Origin of the sequence: Crossiella sp. CA198, assembly GCF_052078295.1 — a bacterium.
GTDB lineage: Bacteria > Actinomycetota > Actinomycetes > Mycobacteriales > Pseudonocardiaceae > Crossiella.
Map to the genome: position 1 here is coordinate 42,273 of NZ_JBQJIM010000038.1, position 20,442 is coordinate 62,714.

The window sequence follows — 20,442 nt, forward strand, 5'->3', positions numbered from 1 at the left end:
GTATTTTTATGAGGTGGAGGCCAGCATGTAGGCCGATCACCCCTCATACCTGCCCCATCACCTGGAGTAGCCCCCAAGGATGAGTACCGGCAGACTTGTGCTGGTCCCAAGGTACTAAATCTTCCGGTTGACCCGGGTAGCTCTTCCTAGTACTTTCCGGGGCAGATGCAGTCTGTACTGGGGTTTTCGCACAGAGGTGTGGACAAGGGCGCGGCGACGCGAGCCCCCCTGAGCACGGGCAGCGGCATCAGTGGCGGCCATCTGCGGCGATGTGCGCACTAAGCACAATATCTGAAACAAAACTGGGGTAAGACTTCGATTCGGGAAGAGTCGTGTGCGCGTTTTCGGGCTTGCTCATTGCCCGGTAACCAACCACTCAACCGATGTTTAACTGAATTGTCCTTTTCTATCCAGCGACCCTGACCTCTGGAAGGGCCGGCGATGCTGCGCGAACCCAAATGCACGTTGGAAAGCCTGACCGGGGACGACTACGTCACCGTGTCCGACTGGCTCCGGCCCATGGCGCTGACCAGCGCACTCACCTCCGACGCGAACGAGCAGATCACCCCGGAGGCGATCAAGGCGGTCAACGAGAGCGGCCAGGTCCGCTACTTCATGGTGGTCACCGCCGCGGGCGAGCGGGTCGGGGTGGTCAACTACCGGCGTAGTGGCGGGCATGGCGCGTACACCATCGGCGGGGCCATCGGCGACCCGGTGCGGTGGAACTCCGGGGTCGGCGGCGAGGGCCTCGGCCTGCTGATCGACCACCTGTTCCACCAGCTCAACGCCCATCGGGTGGAGTTCAGCACGGCCTCCTACAACAAGCACACGATGAGCCTGCTGACCAAGGGCGGCTTCGTGCTTGAGGGGATTCTGCGCGACTACCACTTCCTTGATGGCGAGTACCACGACCGCACGGTCTGGTCCCTGCTGCGCGAGGAGTTCGAGGCGGGCGCCCGGGAGCTGAGTGAGCAGATGCCGGTGGTCGATCTGGTGCCGGCCAAGGAGAAGCAGCGGGCCAAGGAGCTGCTGGCCAAGTACCTGGCCAACCAGCAGGACGCGGCCTGGCACAGCTTCGCCAACCGGGCCGCCCGCGAGCGCCCGTACTAGGTCGAACTGGATCACCGGGCTAGACCACCGGAGCGGAAGGGCAGGCCGATGAAACCGTTGGTGGAACTGTATTCCCTGGCCGACCGGGTCTTCTTCGAGGACCCGGTCCGCTGGCAGACCGAGACCGCGTTCCCGCTGACCGAGGGTGAGCTGCCGCAGGGCTGGCGCCGCTCCGGACGCGGGGAGTGGGTGATGCTGCGCCCGCCCGCGGACCAGCTGCCCGCGCAGGGCTGGAAGATCCACGTCTCGGCCACCCCGGAGACCGCGGCGGAGATCGTGGCCCTCGTGTCCGAGTACTGCCTGGACCGCTGGATCCCGTTCAAGTTCCTGCGTAGCACCGCGTTGCTGCGGGCGTTCAACCTCAAGTACGCCCCGCGCGCGGCCAGCGGCAAGCTGCTCACCATCTACCCGAGGGACGAGGTCGAACTGGCCGACACCCTCACCTCGCTGGACCGCCGGATCGGCGGCAGGCCGGGGCCGTACATCCTGACCGACCTGCGGTACAACCAGGGCCCGCTCTACGTGCGCTACGGCGGTTTCGACGCGCGCTACTGCACCGCGCCCGACGGCGAGCGGGTGCTGGCCATCGCGCGCCCGGACGGCACGCTGGTGCCCGATGACCGCAGGCCGGTGTTCACCACCCCGGACTGGGTGCGCCTTCCCCAGGTGCTGGACGAGAGCGTGGCCGCCCGCGGTGCCACCGGCGCCACCCTGGACTACAAGATCGTCGAAGCCATGCACTTCTCCAACGGCGGCGGGGTCTACAAGGCGACCCGTAACTCCGACGGCCTCGAAGTCGTGCTCAAGGAGGCCCGCCCCTACGCCGGGCTGGCCGCCGACGACACCGACGCGATCGTCCGGCTGGACAACGAGGCCGCCGCGCTGCGCGTACTGGACGGCGTTCCTGGGGTGCCCAGGGTGCACGACGTGGTGCAGGTGTGGGAGCACCGGTTCCTGGTGATGGACCTGGTGCCGGGCACCAACCTGCAGCACTGGTTCGGCCAGCACTACCCGCTGATCGGCGTGGCCTCCGCCCCGGAGCAGCGCCGGGAGTACGTGGCGCGCGCGTTGCGGGTGCTGGACAAGGTGACCGAACTGGTGGCCGCGGTGCACGAGCGCGGCATGGTCTTCGCCGACCTGCACCCGGCCAACATCATGATCAGCGAGCGGGACGGCGAAGACGTCATCGGGCTGGTGGACTTCGAGGCCGCCTTCCCGATCGCGGAGAACCGCAACCAGCGCTTCGGGCACGCCGGGTTCACCAGCCGGGACAAGACCGGCGCGGACATCGACCTGCACGCCCTGGCCGTGCTCAAGCTGTGGCTGTTCCTGCCGCTGACCTCGCTGGTCGGCCTGGCGCCAGGCAAGCTGGCCGAACTGATCGAGATCGCCACCGGGCTCTTCGAGCTGCCCGCGGACTTCGCCGCCAGCATCCTGGATGTGGTCGGCGAGGTGCCCGCACCCACCACCACGGTCTCCGCGTTGCCACGCACCTCACCGGCGCGGGCAGGCGGTGACTGGGAGCGGGCACTGCCCTCGATCGCCGCGGCGATCACTTCCAGCGCCACCCCGGGCCGGACGGACCGGCTCTTCCCCGGCGACCTGGAGCAGTTCCGCTCCGGCGGCGGGACCTTCGCGCACGGCGCGGCCGGCGTGCTGTGGGCCTTGCACAGCACCGGTTCCGACCTCGATCCCGAGCACGAGCGCTGGCTGCTGGCCGACGCGGCCAAGCCCAGGGAGAAGATCGGCTTCCACGACGGGGCGCATGGCATCGCGCACGTGCTCGACCTGCTCGGGCACACCGGCTCGGCCGCGGACCTGCTGGCCCGCGCGGACGAGACCCAGATCAGCGATGTCAGTCTGCACAGTGGCCTGGCGGGCGCCGGGCTCAACCTGCTGCACCTGGCCGACCGGCATGATGAGGCAGCGCACCGGAAACGGGCCCTGGACATCGCCGGACGCCTCGGCGCGGCCATCACCAGCGGCGAGCCGCACGGGGTGGACAAGCCGGCGGGCGAGCTGGGCCGGGCGCGGCAGGCGGGCACGCTGGCCGGGCTGCTGCGCGGCTGGTCCGGTCCGGCGCTGTTCCTGCTCCGGCTCTACCAGTCCACTCAGGACAGTCAGTGGCTGGAACTGGCGGTGCGGGCGGCACATCGGGACCTGGACCTGTGTGTGGAGGCGCACGACGGCTCACTCCAGGTGGACGGCGGCTACCGCACGCTGCCCTACCTCTCGGTGGGCTCGGCGGGCATCGCGCTGGTCGCGGACGAGCTGGTGCGCGAGATCGCGGACGAGCGGCTGCTGACCGCGCTGCCCCGGCTGGTCCAGGCCTGCCAGAGCGAGTTCGTGATCGATTCGAATCTCTTTCACGGCCGGGCCGGATTGATGGCGGTAATCGCTGGACTTTCCAGGGGCGCGTCTGAAACAATTAGTGACAGGCGGGTGAGAGAGCATCTCAACGGGATGCACCACTACGCACTCGCCTACAATGGACATGTCTCTTTTCCCGGTGACGGATGTAGCCGCTTGTCCATGGATGTCGCAACGGGTAACGCCGGCGTGCTGGTCGCTTTGACCTCGGCACTGCGCGGCGGGACCGCTTTCCTCCCGTTCCTGTCCGGCACGGACCATCGTGCCCAGCCCGGGAATGCGCACCAGACCAGCGATAACAGCCACCAGGAAGGGTGACCACCATGGCAATCCTCGACTTGCAGGGCATGGAGACCGGAGCCGTCGAACTGAACATGACGGGCAGCTCCTTCAGCATGCACTGCTGATAAGACCGGCCGGGCGCGCGCTACCCGGCTTAGTGGACATGTTCCTTTTCCCCGGCGACGAATGTGGCCGCTTGTCCATGCACAACGCACCACCGTCAGGACAAACGAATCGTCAGGAAAGGTGAATACAATGGCTATTCTCGACCTGCAGGGCCTCGACACCAACGCCGCCGAGCTGACCATGACCGGCAGCACCGTCTCCAACGGCTGCTGAATCAGCTCCACGCGTAACACCTGAACACAAACCCGCAATTCTTCAGGGAAAGGTGAATACAATGGCTATTCTCGACCTTCAGGGCCTGGACACCAACGCGGCTGAGCTGACCATGACCGGCAGCACCGTCAGCAACAACTGCTGAATTAGCCGGGTACGGCGAAGGATCCGTCTGGGTTGTTCGCCATCCAGGTGACGTCCGGTGCAGGCGCTCGACGCGGGCGCCTGCACCGGACTTTCCGCACCTCGCCCGGGTTCGCCAGGGCGGATGGGGGAAGAGGACCATGACCGCAGCGCCGGCCAGGCCGTCCGGCAGGCATCGCAAGCCCGCCCCCGGCAGGCACCGGCTCCGCAAGGACCGCCGCGCCGGGCAGTACTCGGTTGCCCAGTTCGCCTTCGGGGTCAACCTGGTCGGCAACGGGATCGGCGGGGTGGGACTGCCGCTGTTCGTGCTGGACAGCACCCATGACATCGCCTTCACCGGGATCATCGTCACGGTCGCGGTGATCAGCTCGATCGGCACCGGGCTGTTCATGGGCCCGGTGATCGACCGCTTCGGCATGCGGGTCTCGTGGATCTTCTCCATCACCATCGGCTCGGCCATCACGGTGCTGATGTACGTGCTGCACCTGGCCGGATCACTGCCGCCGTGGCTGCTGCTGGCGCTGTGCTTCGTACGCGCCGGGGCCGACGAACCGGGCCGGGTCGCCACCTTCGGCCTGCTGCCCGCGCTGGCGGAGAGTTCCGGCCACTCGCTGGAACGGGCCAACGCCACGCTGCGCGCGATGAACGCGATCGCGACCATGTCCAGCCCGATCCTGGTCGGCGGGATCGTGAGCCTGTTCGGCAGCTCGACCATCCTGCTCATTGATGCCATCGCCGGTCTGCTTGCCGCCGTGATCGTGGTGTTCTTCCTGGTCAACGCGGTGGAACAGGTACCGGCCAGCGACGAGCCGAGCGAGCAGGACGAGTTCGAGGGCCTGAGTTACCGCCGCCGGTTCGCGATGGCGATGAAGTTCTTCTGGGGCGACAAGGTGCTCAAGGTGCTGATCATCAGCACCACCGTGTTCGCCGCCCTGGACACCGGTCTGGCCAGCATCGGGCTGACCGCCTACGCCAATGAGATCCTCGGCTCGGTGGCCTGGTACGGCGGCCTGGTCGGCGCGTTCGGCCTCGGCTCGCTGGCGGGCACCATCGGCTACGGCGTGCTCGGCCCCAAACTCCCCCGCCGCGGCGTCTACCTGACCGCCTACATCGGCATGGCGGTCATGCTCCTGCTGCTGGCCTGGCAGACCGAGGTGCCGATCGCGCTGGCCATCATGGCCATCGCCGGGATCCTGACCAGCCCGGTGGACCTGCTCTACATGCAGGCTTTGCAGGAGCGGGTGCCCAAACCGATGTTCGGCGGTGTCACCAGCATCGCTACCACTATCGTGTCAGGGCCGAGTCCGATCGCAGTCTCCTTGCTCACCTGGCTGTTGGCCACACTGGGCAGCCATCACACTTTCGTGGTTATCGGAAGCTGCTATCTTCTGCTCGCGCTGTCACTGTTCCTTGTCCGCCCGCTGCGTGAGCTGTGAGTGGCACCAGCGTTACTGGGAGGTTCCATGTCGAAAAACGTGAAGTCGCTGTTCATCGGCGCGTTCATGCTCATCGTCGGCCTGATTCTGGCCTTCACCACCAAGGGGATCGAGACGCCGATCATCTCGCTGGACAAGGTGGGCGTCGTGCTCGCCGTGCTCGGCGCTATCGAACTGGTCATCACCGGCGCAATGATGATCTTTCCTTCCAAGAAGGACGCCGGCCGCGCCTGAACCGGTAGCTCCTGAACGACGCGTCACGGCCGGGAAAACTCTCCCCCAGGGAGTTTTCCCGGCCGTCGCACGTTTCGGGCATATCACGATTGCCTATGTAGTTTCATACGATCGGGTTGTTCCGCGCCGATGCTCGGTTACCATTGTTCCGCTGGCCTGTGGTTGCTCCGGCGCGCTCGATGAGTTCTGGGGTTGATGCCTCGCGCGAGGCTCCTCATCGATGCTTCTTACCGCCGCACCACCGGGTCTGGAACTGTGATGACCATCCCTGGAGGCGGCCATGGCCGATGCCATCTACTTTCCCGGACTTGTTCCGACCACGTTCCCTGCCATCGCGAGTTTCCTGCAGGAGAACGAGTACGCGCAGGCGCGGTTACAAGCCGCGGACGAAGTGCTCGGCTACTCGCTGATCAAGGCCTACGAGCACGCCGAGATCTACGACTGGGAGGTCTACGAGGCCGGGTATATGGCGCTGACGCTGGCGCTGGCCGACTGGGCCGACGACCACCTCGACCTGTCCCCGGTGGTCTTCGGCGGACAGAGTTTCGGCGCCATCATCGGCTCGGTCTACGCCGGGGTGCTGTCCTATGCGGACGGTCTGACCCTGGTGCGGGAGAGCGCCAAGGTGGAACTGGACTACTTCGCCGGACTGGCCGAACCGTTGGGCTGCTTCTTCTTCTACCGCCTGGACGGCCCGGCCGTCGACCGTCTCGTCGCGCGTTGCCGGGCCGAGGGCCGCAACGTGGAGGCCTCGGTCTACCTCGACAACTCCGTGCACGCGGTCTCCGGTGTGATGGCCGATCTGGAGTACTTCCGCGAACTCGTCCGCGAGGAGGGCGGGTTCCCGTTCTACCTGATGAACCGGGCCGAGCACTGCACCATGGTGGCCGGGCTGCGGCAGCGGCTGGAGACCGAGGTCTACAGCAAGCTGGACTGGCGGCCGGCCAGGGTGCCGATGCTCTCCGACGTCACCGGTGAGCTGATCACCGATCCGCAGGCGATCATGGCCGACCTGCTGGACGGCTGGGTCACCCCGGTGCGCTGGGCCACCGTGGTCGAGGGGATCCGGCGCAGCCGGGCCGAGCAGGCCTACATCATCGGGCCGCGCAACATGTTCTCCCGGCTCACCGGCAACACGGTGCCGACCGCGGTGGTCACGCCGAAGGCCGTGGAGGACTACCGGGTCAAGGGTTTCGCCGGCCCGCACGGCCGGGTGCAGCCCGTGTCGGCGAGTGCCTGAACCGGAGGTCGAGATGAGTCAGCGCAGCGAGGCGGTCCAGGACGAGTTCCGCCGATTACGTCGCCGGGTGGTGGTCACCGGCTGGGGCGCGGTCACCCCACTCGGGGTTGGGGTCGCCGACACCTGGGCGGCGATGTTGGCCGGGCGCAGCGGGATCCGTCAGTTGTCCGCGATCGAGTCCGGTGACCTGGGCAGTCACATCGGCGGCGAGATCCACGACTGGGACCCGGAAGCGCACCTGCCACGCAAGATCAGCAGGCGTACGGACAGCTTCGCCCAGTACGCGCTGGCCGCGGCCGCGGAGGCGGTCGAGTCGGCGAAACTGATCATCGGACCGGAGCTGGCACCGCGCACGGGCGTGCTGGTGGGCAGCGGCTACGGACCGGTGAACTACAACAGCAAACTGCCGGACCTGTTGCGGGACAAGGGTCCGCGTGGGATCAGCCCGCTCTCTCAGGTGACGGGGGCGATGGACAGCGCGGCGGTGGAGATCAGCCTGCTCTTCGGCACCACCGGTCCGTGCCGCTCGCTGAGCACCGCCTGCGCCACCGGCACCGACTCCATCGGCGAGGCGGCCCGGCTGATCCAGTACGGCGCGGCGGACGTGGCCATCGCCGGGGGCGCGGACAACTGCATCAGCCGGGCGGATCTGGCAGGCTGCGGCAACGCTCGCGCGCTGTCCACCCGCAACGAGCAGCCGGAGCTGGCCTCGCGGCCCTTCGATGAGGACCGGGACGGCTTCGTGATGAGTTCCGGCGCTGGCGTGGTGGTGCTGGAGGCGGCCGACCACGCGATCGAGCGCGGCGCGCCGATCCTGGCCGAGGTGGCCGGGTTCGGCGCCAGTTCGGACGCCTTCCACTGGACCGCCCCGCACCCGGACGGCACCGGGGCGAAGGCGGCCATGCGGGCGGCGATGCGGGACGCGGGCGTGGCGGCCGAGGAGATCGACTACATCAACGCGCACGGCACCAGCACCCCGCTGGGCGATGCCAGGGAGGTGCGCTCGATCCGCGAGGTGCTGGGCGAGCGGGCCACCCGGATCCCGGTCAGCTCCACCAAGTCGATGACCGGGCACATGATCGGCGCGGGCGGCGCGGTCGAGTTGATCGTGTGCGGGCTGGCCATCCGGGACGGCATCGTCCCGCCCACGATCAACTGCGACCGGCCGCTGGACGCGGAGATGAACTTCGTCGCGCACACCGCGCAGCGGCACGACATCCGGGTCGCGATGAACAACTCCTTCGGCTTCGGCGGGCACAACGCCGTGCTGGTGCTGCGCCGCTGGGAGCCCTGAGCCCACGTCCGTGCCCGGTGTGAACTCCCGGGCACGGACGCGGTCAGCGTGCGGTCCAGAGCCCGCAGTGGTGCTGGGCGCCCGCGTTGACCGATCCGGTGTCCCGAGGGCTGAAGGACTGCGCGTGGACGCCGTCGAAGCGCGGCCAGGTCGGCTTGTCCGCCAGGTTGGGATCGCCGTGCCGGGCGAACCGCGCCCAGTGCCGGATCAGGTCGGTGGCCAGTCCGAGCCTGCCCGGCTCCTCCGGGGCGTCCCAGAACAGGTACTGGAGTTCGGAGCCGTGGTACGCGCCGAGCGGGAAGTCCGCGGGCGCCTGGTAGCCGAGGTTGGGCGCGTCCCGGTCGGCGAAGACGTAGGTGTAGACCGGGGCCTGGCCGCGGTTGAACGCCTGAGCGTCGGCCAGCGTCGGGCAGGCCCAGCCCGCGTCGGTGCCCACCGCGGACCAGGCCAGTGCCGAGGTGTACTTGTCCGTGCCTGCTAGCGGATAGGCCGCGCCGATCTCCCTGGCGCCCGGCCCGAAGCTGTCCCGCATCAGGTGCTCGTAGTCGTAGCTGGCCCCGCCGACCAGTGCGCTGCCGGTGTGCAGCCGCAGCTCGTCCCTGGTGAAGCCCATGATCATCGGCACCTGGTGCGCGCGGCCGGAGTGCAGCACCGCGGCCGGGTCCTCGGGCAGCAGGTCGGTGTGGAAACCGGCCTGGGAGAAGTGGTTGATCAGCCCGGTGTCCACCCACCGCTGCGCGTCCACCCGGCGCAGGCAGGCCAGATCAGCGCAGTTCAGCGTGTTCGCCGCATCCAGGCCCAGTGCTTCCAGCTGGGCCCGCGGCACCAGCAGCCGGTACTCGCCGGAGCCGGGGAAGGTGCCGTTGCGCGGCAGGTGCACCGAGCAGGAGCCGCTCTGCACGATGGCCCGGTCGATCAGCGGTGTGGCGGCGGGCGCGGTGAGCAGCGCGCAAATGCTGAACGCGCCGGCGGACTCGCCGAGCAGGGTCACGTTGCCGGGGTCACCGCCGAAGGCGCCGATGTTGCGCCGCACCCACTGCAGGGCCGCCACCTGGTCCTGCAGGCCGAACGCGCCACCGGCCGGGCCGAGTTCGGGATGGGCCAGGAAACCGAAGGCGCCCAGCCGGTAGTTGACCGTCACCACCAGCACATCGCCCTGCGCGGCCAGCCGCTGCGCGTGGTAGGAGGAACCCGCGCCCCAGATGAACCCGCCGCCGTGCACCCACACCAGCACCGGCTTGCGGCCGATCTGCCCGGCCGGGGCGGTGACGTTGAGGTAGAGGCAGTCCTCGGCCGCGGTGGCCGGACCCTCCCCGCTGGCCGTCTGCGCGCACCGGGGACCGGGTGCGACGGCGGGCCGCACCCCGTGCCAGCCCCGGACCGGACGGGGTGCGGCCCAGCGCAGCTCGCCGATGGGCGGCTCGGCGAACGGAATCCCTTGGTACTGCCGGACTTCGCCGTCGGCCAGCCCGCGCACCAGCCCGGCCTCGGTACGCGCCACCAGCGGTTCGGTCGCGGTGGCGGGCAGGCCCGCCGCCACCGCGACCAGCGCCAGCAGCGGCGGAAACAGTCGTCTCAACCAGCCGGACATCATCAGCCTCTCGGGTCATCCGCCTCCGCCGCACCGTCCATTGTGGATGGTGACAGCAGGCGTCCGCCGCACAAGCGGATCCGCCAGAGGAGGGGTGGGAGTGCCCGAATAGTGCTGACTCAGCCGGGCCGGATCACCGGATCAGGCCGGATTCGAGTCGAAGGTTGCCCGAATGTGCCCGGAAGTCCCTGTACTCGCAGCCAGCGGAGTAACACCTTGGAACAGCTTGTCCATCTTCCGGGTGATCCACGCTCCGGCGGTGACGGTCTCGCCGGGCGCGTCGTGGTTGGGCTGGTAGAAGAACGGGATGGACAGCCGGGAGGATGTGTTGCCCTGCAACGGGTTCACCACCCGGTGCAGGGTGGAGTGCCACCGCCCGCCGGTCCACAGTGCCATCAGGTCGCCGATGTTGACCACGAAGCTGCCCGGGATCGCCCGCACGTCCACCCACCGCTCGTCCTGCCACACCTGGAGGCCGCCGAGATCGTCCTCCTGGTACAGCACGGTCAGGCAGCCGAAGTCGGTGTGCGCGCCGCGCCGGAGCTGACCGGGCAGCGGCGGGGTGAGCTGCGGGTAGTAGTAGTTGGCCACCAGCGCGGAGACGTGCCGGTCGAAGCGCTCGTCGAAGTGCCGCTCGTCGAAGCCGAGGGCCAGCGCGGACAATCGCAGCAGCTCGGCGGCCAGCCCGGACAGCGCGGCCAGGTACTCCAGCCAGATTTCCTTGAAGTCACCGGGATTCCGCGGCCAGGTGTTGGCCGTCTTCCAGGTCGCCCGGTAGTCGCCGAGCCGTTCCCGTTCCGCCTCGGGCAGCTCGCCGGTGACGTGTGCGGTGAAGGACTCGCACAGGTCCGGCGGGCTCTCCAGGTCCATGCTGCGCGCGGTGGCGCCGCCGGAGGACCGGAAGGCGGGCAGGTCCTTTTCGTTGTCCGGCAGGCGGAAGAAGGCGTTGGTCACGGTGATCATGCGGTCGATCAGCTCGGGTGGCACATCGTGGCCGACGATGACGAAGAAGCCCGAGGTCACGCAGGCCGCGCCGATCTCCTTGGCCAGCAAGGATTTTCCGGCTTCGGTGTGCCGCGGTGCGAGGTCGATGACCGGGATGTGGTTCATGCGCGTTGTCCTTCCAGGTTGATGAGCGCGTGCAGCAGCGCGGCGAGCAGCAGCACGCCGAGGGAGACAGTGAGCGCGCCCGCGCTGATGCCGAGGGTGTTGAGCAGTGCGGTGCCCAGGGCCGCGCCGAGCTGCTGACCGGCGTGGTAGGTGGCCGAGGCGGCGCCGAGATCGGCGGCCGCCGCGCCCGCGGTGGCCAGCATCGCGGTCGGCGGCAGCACGCAGCCCAGGCCGAGGCCGGTGAGCACCATGGCGGGCACCAGGTACAGCGGCAGGATGTCCGTGCTGTCCGGGGTGAGCCGGGTGAGCACGAACATCCCGGCCGCCGCGGCCAGCAGTCCGCCCTGGATCAGCAGCGCGGGCCGGACCCGCCCGTGCAGCCGCCCGGCGATGAAGGTGGACCCGGCCAGCGCGGCCAGTGCGTTGACGATCAGCGTCAGCCCGGCCCGCACCGGCGAGTACCCCAGCACGGTCTGCGTGTAGTAGGTCATGAACAGGAAGAACCCGAACATGCCCAGGAACATCAGGGTGATCGCCAGGAACGCGCCACCGCGCGCCCGGTGCCAGAGCAATCGCCGCTGCCCCACCACGAACGCCACCAGCAACACCACCCCACCGGCCAGCAACCCCAGCACCACCGGCGATCCCCAGCCCCTGGCCTCCGCCTCCGCGCAGCCGTAGACCACCCCGGCGAATCCGCCGGTGCTCAGCAGCGCGCCAGCCAGGTCCAGCCGCTCGCCCCGCACCGGACGGCTCCGCGGCACGAACACCGTGCCCAGCAAGGCCAGCAGCGCGATCGGGACGTTGATGTAGAGGCACCAGCGCCAGCTCGCGTACTCGGTCAGCAGCCCGCCCGCGATCAACCCGACCGCCGACCCGGCCGCGCCCACCGCCGCGAACACCCCGAAGGCCCGCGCACGCTCCCGGCCCTCGGTGAAGGTCTCGGCCAGCAACGCCAGTCCGGCCGGCGCCAGCAGCGCCGCGCACACCCCTTGCAGGGCCCGCGCCGCGAACAAGGTGCCCGGCACCTCGGCCAGCCCACCCAGCGCGGAGGCCGCCGCGAACCCGGTCAGTCCCAGCGCGAAGGCCCGCCGGTGACCGAGCACACCGCTGATCCGGCCGCCGATCAGCAACAACCCGCCGAAGGCCAGCGCGTAGGCGGTGATCGCCCAGTGCCTGCTGCCATCGGACATGCCGAGCGCCTGCTGCGCCGAGGGCAGCGCGATGTTCACGATCGTCCCGTCCAGCACCACCAGCAACTGCGCCGCGCTCACCACCGGCAAGGTCCACCACCGGCGGGTGCCGCCGACCGGTTCCGCCGTGCTGATTTCCATGCACCGCAACGTAATCCGGTTGCCCGAGACGTCACACGAACCGGCAACCCTGGCAACCCGGTTGCCCGCGGCGGGCAACCGGTCAGAACCACCCGGGGACCGGGGCGCCCGCGCGAGCGCCAGGTTCGCCCCCGGAAGTAGGTGGTCTAGTCCACCGGGGTTTGGTCGAATGGAGGGGCGCACCAGGCGCGATGGGTAGATCGTGCGCGGAGTGTCCTTGCCGCCGGGGCCAGCCGCGGGATGAGGGGTTGGTTATGGGTGGCATGTCACGACTGCTGGGACTGGCGACCGCGGTGCTGTGCGCCGCTTCGGTGCTCGCCGCACCGGTGAGCGCGGCGCCGGCGAGCGGGCAGGCGGAGACCTGCGCGGTGAAGTCGAAGCCCGCGGGCAAGGTCCTGCACGGGTACTGGGAGAACTGGGACGGCGCGGTCAACGGCGTGCACCCGCCGTTCGGCTGGACGCCGATCACCGATCCGCGGATCCGGGAGCACGGCTACAACGTGATCAACGCGGCCTTCCCGGTGATCCGCTCGGACGGCACCGTGCTGTGGGAGGACGGGATGGACGCGACCGTCAAGGTCGCCACCCCGGCGGAGATGTGCGCGGCCAAGGCGGCCGGGCTGACCATCCTGATGTCCATCGGCGGCGCGACCGCGGGCATCGACCTCAGTTCCAGCGCGGTGGCCGACAGGTTCGTGGCCACCGTGGTGCCGATCCTGAAGAAGTACAACTTCGACGGCATCGACATCGACATCGAGACCGGCCTGGTGGGCAGCGGCAACATCAACCAGCTCTCCCCCTCGCAGGCCAACCTGATCCGGATCATCGACGGCGTGCTGGCCGCGATGCCGTCGAACTTCGGCCTCACCATGGCCCCGGAGACCGCCTACGTCACCGGCGGCAGCGTGGTCTACGGCTCGATCTGGGGCGCCTACCTGCCGATCGTGAAGAAGTACGCGGACAACGGCAGGCTGTGGTGGCTGAACATGCAGTACTACAACGGCAGCATGTACGGCTGCGCGGGCGATTCCTACCAGGCTGGCACGGTGCAAGGCTTCACCAAACAGACCGACTGCCTGGACAAGGGATTGGTCATCCAAGGCACCACCATCCGGGTGCCCTATGACAAGCAGGTGCCCGGTCTGCCAGCCCAGCCGGGCGCGGGCGGCGGGTACATGTCCACCGGACTGGTCGGCCAGGCCTGGCGCACCTACAACAACCGGTTGAAGGGCCTGATGACCTGGTCGATCAACTGGGACGGCTCGAAGAACTGGACCTTCGGCAACAACGTGAAGTCCTTGCAGGGCCGGTGAAACCACGGAGGGCCGCGTCTGCCAACGCGGCCCTCCCCTCCCCAGGTCACTTCTTCCGCAGCCTGCCCCACGGCTTGTACACCGAGATCACCGTGGCGAACAGCAGCGCGGTGGTGGACACGATCGGCGGGTAGATCAGATCCCCAGGGCCGCGCAGTCCGGCCTGGCCCGCGGCCAACTGACGGCCGTACTCGGCGACCTCGATCACCCCGGACCGCAGCGCGAAGGCCACCAGCGCCAGCAGCGCGAGGTTGAGCACCAGTTTCACCGCCACCCACCAGTACCGGACCAGCCCGTACTTGGTGCCCAGCCCCAGAATCACGCCGCTGACCAGGCACAGCACCGCGAGGCTGAGCATCGGCCAGACCAGCAGTTCCAGCGCCTGGTAACAGAGCGCGGCCAGGGCGGCGTCCGTGGTGCCCGCTGCGGTGAACACCAGCACAGCGAGCACCACATCGAGGCCGATCCAGCCCCCGGCGCCGACCAGGTGCGCCACCAGCACGGCCTTGCGGGTGCGCCGCGGCAGCAGCTTCTCCCGCCCGGCAGCACGCACCGGCGTGTTCCTCGGCCTGATCGCTTCCTGGGTGGTCATCGCCTGCTCCCTCGCCCGCCGGTCCTGGTCAGCAACCATGGTCGGCGGACGCGGTGTCCCGGTCGTCCGTTGAGGCGGTGAACCCGGCTACGCAGATCTGCGTAGCCCCGGCTCACCGGTCCCGGCACAGCCTGGGCAGCCAGTACCGGAAGTAGTCACACAGGTTGAACACGGGCGGCGGTGGTTCGGCCGCGGGCGGCGCGGGCGGTGGCGGTGGCGGTGGTGCGGGCGGTGGGCTGGGACGGACCGGTTTGGGCTTGGCCGGGCGGGCCACCGGTTTGGGTGCCCGGGTGGCCGTGTCGACCACCGGCGGCGGTGCCGGTTCGGGCGGGACGGCGTAGACCGGTGGTTCCGGGTCCTGGGTCAGCCGGACCGGGACGATCAGGATCGGGCTGGCGATCAGCGGTGGACCGGGTTCGGCCGGCTGGTCGAACAGCACGGCGCCGCCGGTGGCGGTGAGCACGCCGAGCAGGCCGAGCAGCAGGAGTCGTGTGCGACGGTGGGCGGTTTCTCGCACGGGGCACCCCCGAGAGTGGGTTTGTCCCGGTTAACGGGCGCACGGCCGGTCCGGTTCACTGTGGACGGAGCCGGATCAGCGCACCGCCTGGGCCAGCTCCGCCAGCCTTTGCCCGCCAACGGATCCGGACAACGCGACCGCGGCCGGTCCGCCCCCGGACCCGGCGATCAGCACCGCGGTGCCGGTCACCGCGGCCTGCCTGCCGCCCAGCTCGGTGTCCCACCGGGGCGCCTGCCTGGCCTGCCCGGTCACCGGATCCCGGCCCAGATCGCCCTGGGTGCCGACCAGGATCCGCTCGGACTCGGTCGCGCCGGGGCGGCCGAGCACCAGCAGCACCGCGTCGGTGACCCGCCCGGTGGACCCGTACGGGCTGATCACGCCGAGCACCTCTTCCGGCGGCACCGGCCGCGGCTGCTCGAACGGCAGGCGCACCGGGGTGCCTGCACCGGATGCCACGCTCTGCGCCACCCGGTGCGCCTGCTCCCGGTCCGGGACGCCGTCGACGAGCCCCCAGGCCCCGTCGGCCCACTCCCAGGCCACCCCGTCGCCCAACCACACCGCCCGCCGCCCGTGCACCGCGGGCGCGGCTTCCCCAGCGGGCGCGGGACCGCTGCCGGACAGGGTGATGGTGGCCAGCCCAGGACCGCCGTCGGCCCGCACCAGCCGGATCCGCTGCCGGTCCCGCCCGGTCTCGTAGCTGACCGGGGTGAACCCACCGGCCGACCCCACCCGGAAGGCCTGCCGCAACGGGTCGAAACCCACCACGGGCCGGGCGGGCTCGGCCCGGAACAGCCCGCCGAGCAGAGCGGGCACCAGCAACGCGATCAGCACGGTGACCACCGCGACCACGGCCGTGCCCGCCAGCTGCCGGACCCGCCGCCGCCGGGTCCCGGCCCGGATCGCCGCGGGCACGCTGACCGTGGACGGGGTGCGCGGCCCGGCCTGCCGCAACGGGGCGAGCAGCTCCTCGGGTTCCAGCACGGCTACTCCTTCCCCAGGTGGACCAGTGCCGAGTCACCCAGCAGGCGGCGCAGCGCGGTCAGTCCGAGCGAGGTCTGGCTCTTGACGTTGCCCGCCGAGCAGCCCAGCAGCTCGGCCACCTCGGCCACCGGCAGGTCCAGCAGGAACCGCAGCACCAGCACCGCACGGGCCCGCGGCGCGACCCTGGCCAGCGCCGCGTGCACCACCGCCCTGGTCTCCACATCCGGCCCCGCGGGTGCGGCGCGCGGCGGCAGCTCCTCGCTCCCGCCTACCAGCCGGATCCGCTTCGCCCAGCCCAGCCGCTGCTCGGAGAGGAAGGTGCGGACCAGCATCGCCCGCACGTAGCGGTCCAGGTCGTCCGCGGCGGCGGCCCGGCGCCAGTGCACGAACAGCTTGGTGATGGTCGCCTGCACCACGTCGTCCGCGCGGTGCTCGTCCCCGCACAGCAGGTACGCGGTCCGCCGCAACGCGGGCAGCCGGGCGCTGACGTAGTCGGTGTAGCGCTGTTCCTCCGCGGCACGCATCCGGCCACCACCTCCCCTCACCCAGGGGACGCCGACAGCAAACGGCCCGGTTGTGTGGCTTGCGTCACACAACCGGGCCGTTGGCCGAAATAGCGTAGGCCGGTGGTCGATGGCCGTGGGCCAGACCCCTGGGGGTTAGGCCCGCCCACGACGATCCCGCCCGGCCTACGGTTGTCACTGTAAACACATCTGGGGCTCCGTGGGGGAAATCTGTCCGATTGACACCCCTGGTTCAAGGAATTCCCTAGAGAATCGGCTCAGGTGAGGGTGCGTCCCTCGGTCTCCGGCAGCGGCAGCGCGAGCAGCACGGTGGCCACCAGGAAGGCGTTGATGACCAGCATGATCACCGCGAAACCGCTGGCCTGACCCAGTAGCAGCCCGATCGCGGCCGGTGCAGCGGTGCTGGCGATGAGCTGCATGGCCACCGAGTAGGCGGCCCCGGTGCCGCGGCTGGCGGTCGGGTAGAACTCGCCGTTCCAGGTGTTCCACACGCCCCAGGCGCCCAGGCTGAAGAAGGCCAGCGCGAAGTTGCCGAGGTAGAGCTGGGTCAGCGAGTCGGCCGTGCCGAACAGGAACCCACCGGCGCAGGCGGCCAGCACGTACAGCAGGAAGATCTTCTTCCGGCCGAACCGCGCGGTCAGCACGGAGGCGCTGAGGTAGCCGGGGATCATCATCAGCGCGCTCAGCGCGGCGAAGGCCAGCGAGGCGTCCAGGGTCAGCCCCTGCTGCGCGAGCAGGGTCGGCAGCCAGTTCTGCAGCCCCCAGTAGCCCCAGCTGAAGACGAAGTTGACCAGCAGCGCCGGGATCGCGACCCGGGCCAGCCCACCCCGGAACAGCTCCAGCGGGTTGCCGATCCGCCCGCCGCTGCCGGTGAGTTCGGCCTCCGCGTCCGGACTGGCCAGCCCACGCAACACCACCCGGGCCTCCTCCTGGCGCCCCTTCGCGACCAGCCAGTACGGCGATTCCGGCACCACCGCCCGCAGCACGAACGCCCAGCCGCCCGCCGCCGCGCCGGCGAGCATGATCTGCCAGCTCCAGTCCCGGATCACGCTGGAGGCCCCGATCGCGCACAGCAACCCGATCGGCCACCCCATGGACAGGTACACCGCGGCCCGCCCGCGAACCCGCGTCGGCACCAGCTCCAGGAAGTACGGGAACGTGATCGTGTACACCCCGGCCAGCGCGAACCCCGACACCACCCGCAGCGCGATCAGCATGGTCGCGTCCAGCGCGAACGCCGAGCCGATGGCCAGCACGCTGTAGGCCACCATCGACCAGAAACAGGCGGGCCGCCGCCCGATCCGGTCCGCCACCGGCCCCCACAGCAGGGCTCCCGGGATCATCCCGAAGGACAAGGCCGACAACACCAGCCCCACGGTCGCCGCGTCGATCCCCAGCGAGGAGGCCAGGTCCGCCTGCACGTAGACCAGCGCGACCAGCTCCCAGGAGTCGATCACGAACGCGGTGAACAGGGCCAGCCCGATCAACCAGTGCCGCCGGGTGAAGGGCATGCGATCGAACGCGGCGCCAACGGGCAGCGTCCGGGGTACGGCGGCGGTCATCGCTCTCCTCATGAGTCGCCAAGAGTCCCCGAAAGATAGTGCTCCGTACCCAACCGGTCACTGTGCGCCATGCCCAGGGCGTCGAGAGCCGTCAGGCAGCCCGCCCAACGCCACGGTCGAGTGACGATTGGAGGCTCCCCGCGATCTGCTGACACCATGGCGCAGCACGCCGAACCCGATTACCCCGCCCGCTGACCCACAAACAGTCCAGGGGCTAGTTCACCTCACTTTTTCGGCTTTTTTCCAATCAGCTCGAGCCATTTTTCATAGCGCCAACGCAAGGCATCCAGGTGCGGCTTTTTATCAAGCCCATCAATGCCATCGTGAATAATTCCCATATCAGCCAAGGTAAACTCCCCCGAGGCCAGTTCGATCTTCAACGTGTCCGGATTTATAGCAAACAGGTCGGCGTCAAAGGCTCGATGCAGCGCAGCATTCATAGGAATCCCGTTGCGCGGATCAGAAGTTCCATCCTCAGCAAAGGGAATAATATGTGCAGCATCAAGCATTTGCTTCACGCGTATACCAGAAAGCGGGCACCTGGCACCGTAGCGAAGATAAACATCGGCCTTGAAGGTCGGCTGGTCAGGGCGCTCCACAACAGAGCGCTTAACGCGCCGCTTCCGTGCATTCCTTAGAACAAATGGCCTATCGTCGGAATCGTCTGCAGTCTTCAGGTTGTCCGGAGGGTCCTGCTTGAAGGAAAGGAAGAAAATTCTACTCTCATCGTCCCACCCTGTTACCCAGGACAACCTGACATCCCGCCTGCTCTTGTTACCCTCAGCAGTGAGGCTCACAAACACAGGAAGCTTCAATCTTGCAGCGACTTTTAGCGAAGCAATCTCCGCACGATCTTGCCCCGGGCGCTCAGTTACAGGGTAATGGTAGTTGAGTCGACGATCACTAAGGTCATCCGCGTAGCTCTTCCCGGTATGAAGGACACCAACAGCGATACCGTCTGACCCCAAGTCGACTTGCCCACCACCGATCTCCTTGGTCCTCTTATGATCTCGCCAAATTCCAGCCTGACCAAAATAGCAATAGACGTCGCGCAACTCCTGAGGGGCGAGGCTTCTCCCTTGAGACAAGTCCCTCAAATGCGCCCACGCAGCTAGCCTCAACTCCTTTTCCCCAGCAACGGTCTGGGGCCAACCATCAACAATCGTGTACCCAAGACGACGAAGCGCATTGCAAGCAGCTTCCTCATCAGCCGCGCCCAACCTCTCCTCTGCGGAGGTATCGACAACCGGCCCTCTGCCCAGTGCCACCTCAACAAGCGCCTGAGCCACATAGAGCCGCCGCTCGATCGCAACGAAGTATCGTCGCCTAACTTTATACCCGTAGCGACCTAGGAACTTCTTTCCCCCAAGGTCGTCATACTCCTTGACTGCCTGCGTCACCGCGTTCGAGTCGGCGAGCTCCCCCGGTGCCATGGTCCCTCAATTCACTGCGGCCCAGGGGACCCCCATCCCCACCGGCGCCACGATCGAGTGATAGATTCGGGTCACAAGTTACACAAAGTAGCCAAATCTGGCGACTTGCTGCCCGGTCAGCACGGCAGTAGGACGAAAGTTGCCGCCTTCCGCACTTTCGAGTGCCTGCTACCCCTTGCTCAGCCGGTGTGATCGAGAGGCCAAGCACCGGGATCCGGGGCGGGCGCGAACGGTCACCGGGATGCCGGTGATCAGCATCGTCATCAACTGGGCGGACAAGTCCATCCCAGGTCTGACGGCCGATCCGTAGACCTCTGCCCCTGGTCAGCTCGCCGCTTACCGTTCGTGCCTCACGTTCCAGGGGGGAACTTCCACATGCGTCGCATTCACGCGCTCGTCTTCGTGCTGCTCGCCGCCGTCCTGCCCGGCACCGCCTGCACCACCCCACCACCGGCCCCAGCCTCGGCTCCCACCAGCCTCGCTGAGTCCCCACTGCTCCGGCTGGCCCGCGCGGTGCCCACCACGGCGATCATGGCGAAGGCCGGCTACTGGGAAGACGTCGTCTTCCAGCCGTTCATCGAGTCGGAGAACCGCAAGAACGCCCTGATCCACTCCTGTGATCACCCCCAGGCAGACCAGCGCATCGATCACATCGCCCGAGTCGAGTGGCAGGCGGCCAACCTCGATTCAAAGATCATCGTGCTGGAGCAGTTCGTCGTGCACCACCGCGACGGCCGGGCGGTCGAGACCATCGCCGAGGCGAAGCAGCAGCTCAGCTGCGGCGCCTGTCGGGACTCCCAGCTGACCTTCACCGTCACCGGGGAACTGGTGCTGCCCGGCGTGGACGCGCAGCACGCGGTGTGCGGGTGGCAGGAGGAGCTGGGCTTCGGTTCCTGCCTGCTGCTGGCCAAGGGGGACATCGCGGTCGCCACCGCGCTGCGCAGCCGGTCGGAGCAGGCGGTGCACGAGGAACTGACGCGGATCGCGCCGGTGGTCGGGTCCGCCATCGCCCAGGTCTGAGCCACCCCGGACCTGT

19 protein-coding genes are annotated in these 20,442 nt (G+C 68.6%); 10 read left to right on the forward strand and 9 right to left on the reverse strand.

The genetic code is table 11. From position 1 onward, the window contains the following. Positions 1-441: 441 nt before the first annotated feature. The 8 genes from ACTOWY_RS40410 to fabF all read left to right on the forward strand — a co-directional run bounded on the left by ACTOWY_RS40410 (position 442) and on the right by fabF (position 8,449). Positions 442-1,110 carry a GNAT family N-acetyltransferase gene (locus ACTOWY_RS40410; protein ID WP_441314886.1) on the forward strand — a complete coding sequence of 223 codons (669 nt, stop codon included), beginning with the start codon at positions 442-444 and terminating at the stop codon, positions 1,108-1,110. A gap of 48 nt (positions 1,111-1,158) precedes the next feature. Continuing rightward, the gene (gene lanKC, locus ACTOWY_RS40415; protein ID WP_441314887.1) at positions 1,159-3,798 is read left to right on the forward strand and encodes a class III lanthionine synthetase LanKC; all 2,640 of its coding nucleotides are present in this window, start codon (positions 1,159-1,161) and stop codon (positions 3,796-3,798) included. Positions 3,799-4,008: 210 nt separating this feature from the next. Beyond that, a complete protein-coding gene (locus ACTOWY_RS40420; RefSeq protein WP_185001966.1) occupies positions 4,009-4,101 on the forward strand; it encodes a SapB/AmfS family lanthipeptide in 93 nt (30 codons plus the stop codon). Positions 4,102-4,153: 52 nt separating this feature from the next. Beyond that, positions 4,154-4,246, forward strand: coding sequence for a SapB/AmfS family lanthipeptide (locus ACTOWY_RS40425; protein ID WP_185001965.1), 93 nt, complete (start codon positions 4,154-4,156; stop codon positions 4,244-4,246). Between the two features lie 139 nt (positions 4,247-4,385). Further along, positions 4,386-5,681, forward strand: a complete 1,296-nt coding sequence (locus ACTOWY_RS40430; protein ID WP_441314888.1) for an MFS transporter — start codon at positions 4,386-4,388, stop codon at positions 5,679-5,681. A gap of 27 nt (positions 5,682-5,708) precedes the next feature. Beyond that, complete coding sequence (locus tag ACTOWY_RS40435) at positions 5,709-5,915, forward strand: DUF5708 family protein (protein WP_441314889.1); 207 nt, start codon at positions 5,709-5,711, stop codon at positions 5,913-5,915. Between the two features lie 280 nt (positions 5,916-6,195). Continuing rightward, entirely contained in the window at positions 6,196-7,155 is a 960-nt protein-coding gene (locus ACTOWY_RS40440) for a hypothetical protein (protein WP_441314890.1), read from the forward strand. Positions 7,156-7,168: 13 nt separating this feature from the next. Continuing rightward, positions 7,169-8,449 carry a beta-ketoacyl-ACP synthase II gene (fabF, locus tag ACTOWY_RS40445; protein WP_441314891.1) on the forward strand — a complete coding sequence of 427 codons (1,281 nt, stop codon included), beginning with the start codon at positions 7,169-7,171 and terminating at the stop codon, positions 8,447-8,449. Positions 8,450-8,492: 43 nt separating this feature from the next. Here the strand turns inward: fabF and ACTOWY_RS40450 are convergent, their stop codons facing one another. The 3 genes from ACTOWY_RS40450 to ACTOWY_RS40460 all read right to left on the reverse strand — a co-directional run bounded on the left by ACTOWY_RS40450 (position 8,493) and on the right by ACTOWY_RS40460 (position 12,484). Continuing rightward, entirely contained in the window at positions 8,493-10,028 is a 1,536-nt protein-coding gene (locus ACTOWY_RS40450; RefSeq protein WP_441314892.1) for a carboxylesterase/lipase family protein, read from the reverse strand. A 153-nt stretch (positions 10,029-10,181) separates the two neighbouring features. Further along, entirely contained in the window at positions 10,182-11,150 is a 969-nt protein-coding gene (locus ACTOWY_RS40455) for an isopenicillin N synthase family dioxygenase (protein ID WP_441314893.1), read from the reverse strand. Beyond that, on the reverse strand, positions 11,147-12,484 hold the full coding sequence (locus ACTOWY_RS40460) for an MFS transporter (RefSeq protein WP_441314894.1): 1,338 nt from the start codon (positions 12,482-12,484) through the stop codon (positions 11,147-11,149). Before ACTOWY_RS40460 ends, ACTOWY_RS40455 begins: the two co-directional genes overlap by 4 nt. Positions 12,485-12,747: 263 nt before the next feature. Between ACTOWY_RS40460 and ACTOWY_RS40465 the strand changes: the two genes are divergently transcribed. Further along, positions 12,748-13,797, forward strand: a complete 1,050-nt coding sequence (locus tag ACTOWY_RS40465; protein WP_441314895.1) for a chitinase — start codon at positions 12,748-12,750, stop codon at positions 13,795-13,797. 46 nt (positions 13,798-13,843) lie between these two features. On the opposite strand, the gene ACTOWY_RS40470 is transcribed toward ACTOWY_RS40465, so the two are convergent. The 6 genes from ACTOWY_RS40470 to ACTOWY_RS40495 all read right to left on the reverse strand — a co-directional run bounded on the left by ACTOWY_RS40470 (position 13,844) and on the right by ACTOWY_RS40495 (position 19,373). Continuing rightward, on the reverse strand, positions 13,844-14,389 hold the full coding sequence (locus ACTOWY_RS40470) for a hypothetical protein (protein WP_441314896.1): 546 nt from the start codon (positions 14,387-14,389) through the stop codon (positions 13,844-13,846). Between the two features lie 112 nt (positions 14,390-14,501). After that, positions 14,502-14,906, reverse strand: coding sequence for a hypothetical protein (locus ACTOWY_RS40475; RefSeq protein ID WP_441314897.1), 405 nt, complete (start codon positions 14,904-14,906; stop codon positions 14,502-14,504). A gap of 75 nt (positions 14,907-14,981) precedes the next feature. Beyond that, positions 14,982-15,887, reverse strand: a complete 906-nt coding sequence (locus tag ACTOWY_RS40480) for a hypothetical protein (RefSeq protein ID WP_441314898.1) — start codon at positions 15,885-15,887, stop codon at positions 14,982-14,984. A 2-nt stretch (positions 15,888-15,889) separates the two neighbouring features. Next, positions 15,890-16,411, reverse strand: a complete 522-nt coding sequence (locus ACTOWY_RS40485) for a SigE family RNA polymerase sigma factor (protein ID WP_441314899.1) — start codon at positions 16,409-16,411, stop codon at positions 15,890-15,892. Positions 16,412-16,668: 257 nt separating this feature from the next. Continuing rightward, positions 16,669-17,973 carry an MFS transporter gene (locus tag ACTOWY_RS40490; protein ID WP_441314900.1) on the reverse strand — a complete coding sequence of 435 codons (1,305 nt, stop codon included), beginning with the start codon at positions 17,971-17,973 and terminating at the stop codon, positions 16,669-16,671. A gap of 224 nt (positions 17,974-18,197) precedes the next feature. Then, on the reverse strand, positions 18,198-19,373 hold the full coding sequence (locus ACTOWY_RS40495) for an HNH endonuclease (RefSeq protein ID WP_441314901.1): 1,176 nt from the start codon (positions 19,371-19,373) through the stop codon (positions 18,198-18,200). A 408-nt stretch (positions 19,374-19,781) separates the two neighbouring features. On the opposite strand from ACTOWY_RS40495, the gene ACTOWY_RS40500 reads away from it, so the two are divergent. Further along, entirely contained in the window at positions 19,782-20,426 is a 645-nt protein-coding gene (locus tag ACTOWY_RS40500; protein WP_441314902.1) for a hypothetical protein, read from the forward strand. Positions 20,427-20,442: the final 16 nt, after the last annotated feature.

What these genes read in the sequence shown, in the direction of transcription:
- fabF (WP_441314891.1), top strand. Translation starts at nt 7,169, where the DNA reads ATGAGTCAGCGCAGCGAGGCGGTCCAGGACGAGTTCCGCCGATTACGT.
- ACTOWY_RS40455 (WP_441314893.1), bottom strand. Translation starts at nt 11,150, where the DNA reads ATGAACCACATCCCGGTCATCGACCTCGCACCGCGGCACACCGAAGCC.
- ACTOWY_RS40460 (WP_441314894.1), bottom strand. Translation starts at nt 12,484, where the DNA reads ATGGAAATCAGCACGGCGGAACCGGTCGGCGGCACCCGCCGGTGGTGG.
- ACTOWY_RS40500 (WP_441314902.1), top strand. Translation starts at nt 19,782, where the DNA reads ATGCGTCGCATTCACGCGCTCGTCTTCGTGCTGCTCGCCGCCGTCCTG.
- ACTOWY_RS40430 (WP_441314888.1), top strand. Translation starts at nt 4,386, where the DNA reads ATGACCGCAGCGCCGGCCAGGCCGTCCGGCAGGCATCGCAAGCCCGCC.
- ACTOWY_RS40465 (WP_441314895.1), top strand. Translation starts at nt 12,748, where the DNA reads ATGTCACGACTGCTGGGACTGGCGACCGCGGTGCTGTGCGCCGCTTCG.
- ACTOWY_RS40440 (WP_441314890.1), top strand. Translation starts at nt 6,196, where the DNA reads ATGGCCGATGCCATCTACTTTCCCGGACTTGTTCCGACCACGTTCCCT.
- ACTOWY_RS40435 (WP_441314889.1), top strand. Translation starts at nt 5,709, where the DNA reads ATGTCGAAAAACGTGAAGTCGCTGTTCATCGGCGCGTTCATGCTCATC.
- lanKC (WP_441314887.1), top strand. Translation starts at nt 1,159, where the DNA reads ATGAAACCGTTGGTGGAACTGTATTCCCTGGCCGACCGGGTCTTCTTC.
- ACTOWY_RS40470 (WP_441314896.1), bottom strand. Translation starts at nt 14,389, where the DNA reads ATGACCACCCAGGAAGCGATCAGGCCGAGGAACACGCCGGTGCGTGCT.
- ACTOWY_RS40490 (WP_441314900.1), bottom strand. Translation starts at nt 17,973, where the DNA reads ATGACCGCCGCCGTACCCCGGACGCTGCCCGTTGGCGCCGCGTTCGAT.
- ACTOWY_RS40410 (WP_441314886.1), top strand. Translation starts at nt 442, where the DNA reads ATGCTGCGCGAACCCAAATGCACGTTGGAAAGCCTGACCGGGGACGAC.
- ACTOWY_RS40485 (WP_441314899.1), bottom strand. Translation starts at nt 16,411, where the DNA reads ATGCGTGCCGCGGAGGAACAGCGCTACACCGACTACGTCAGCGCCCGG.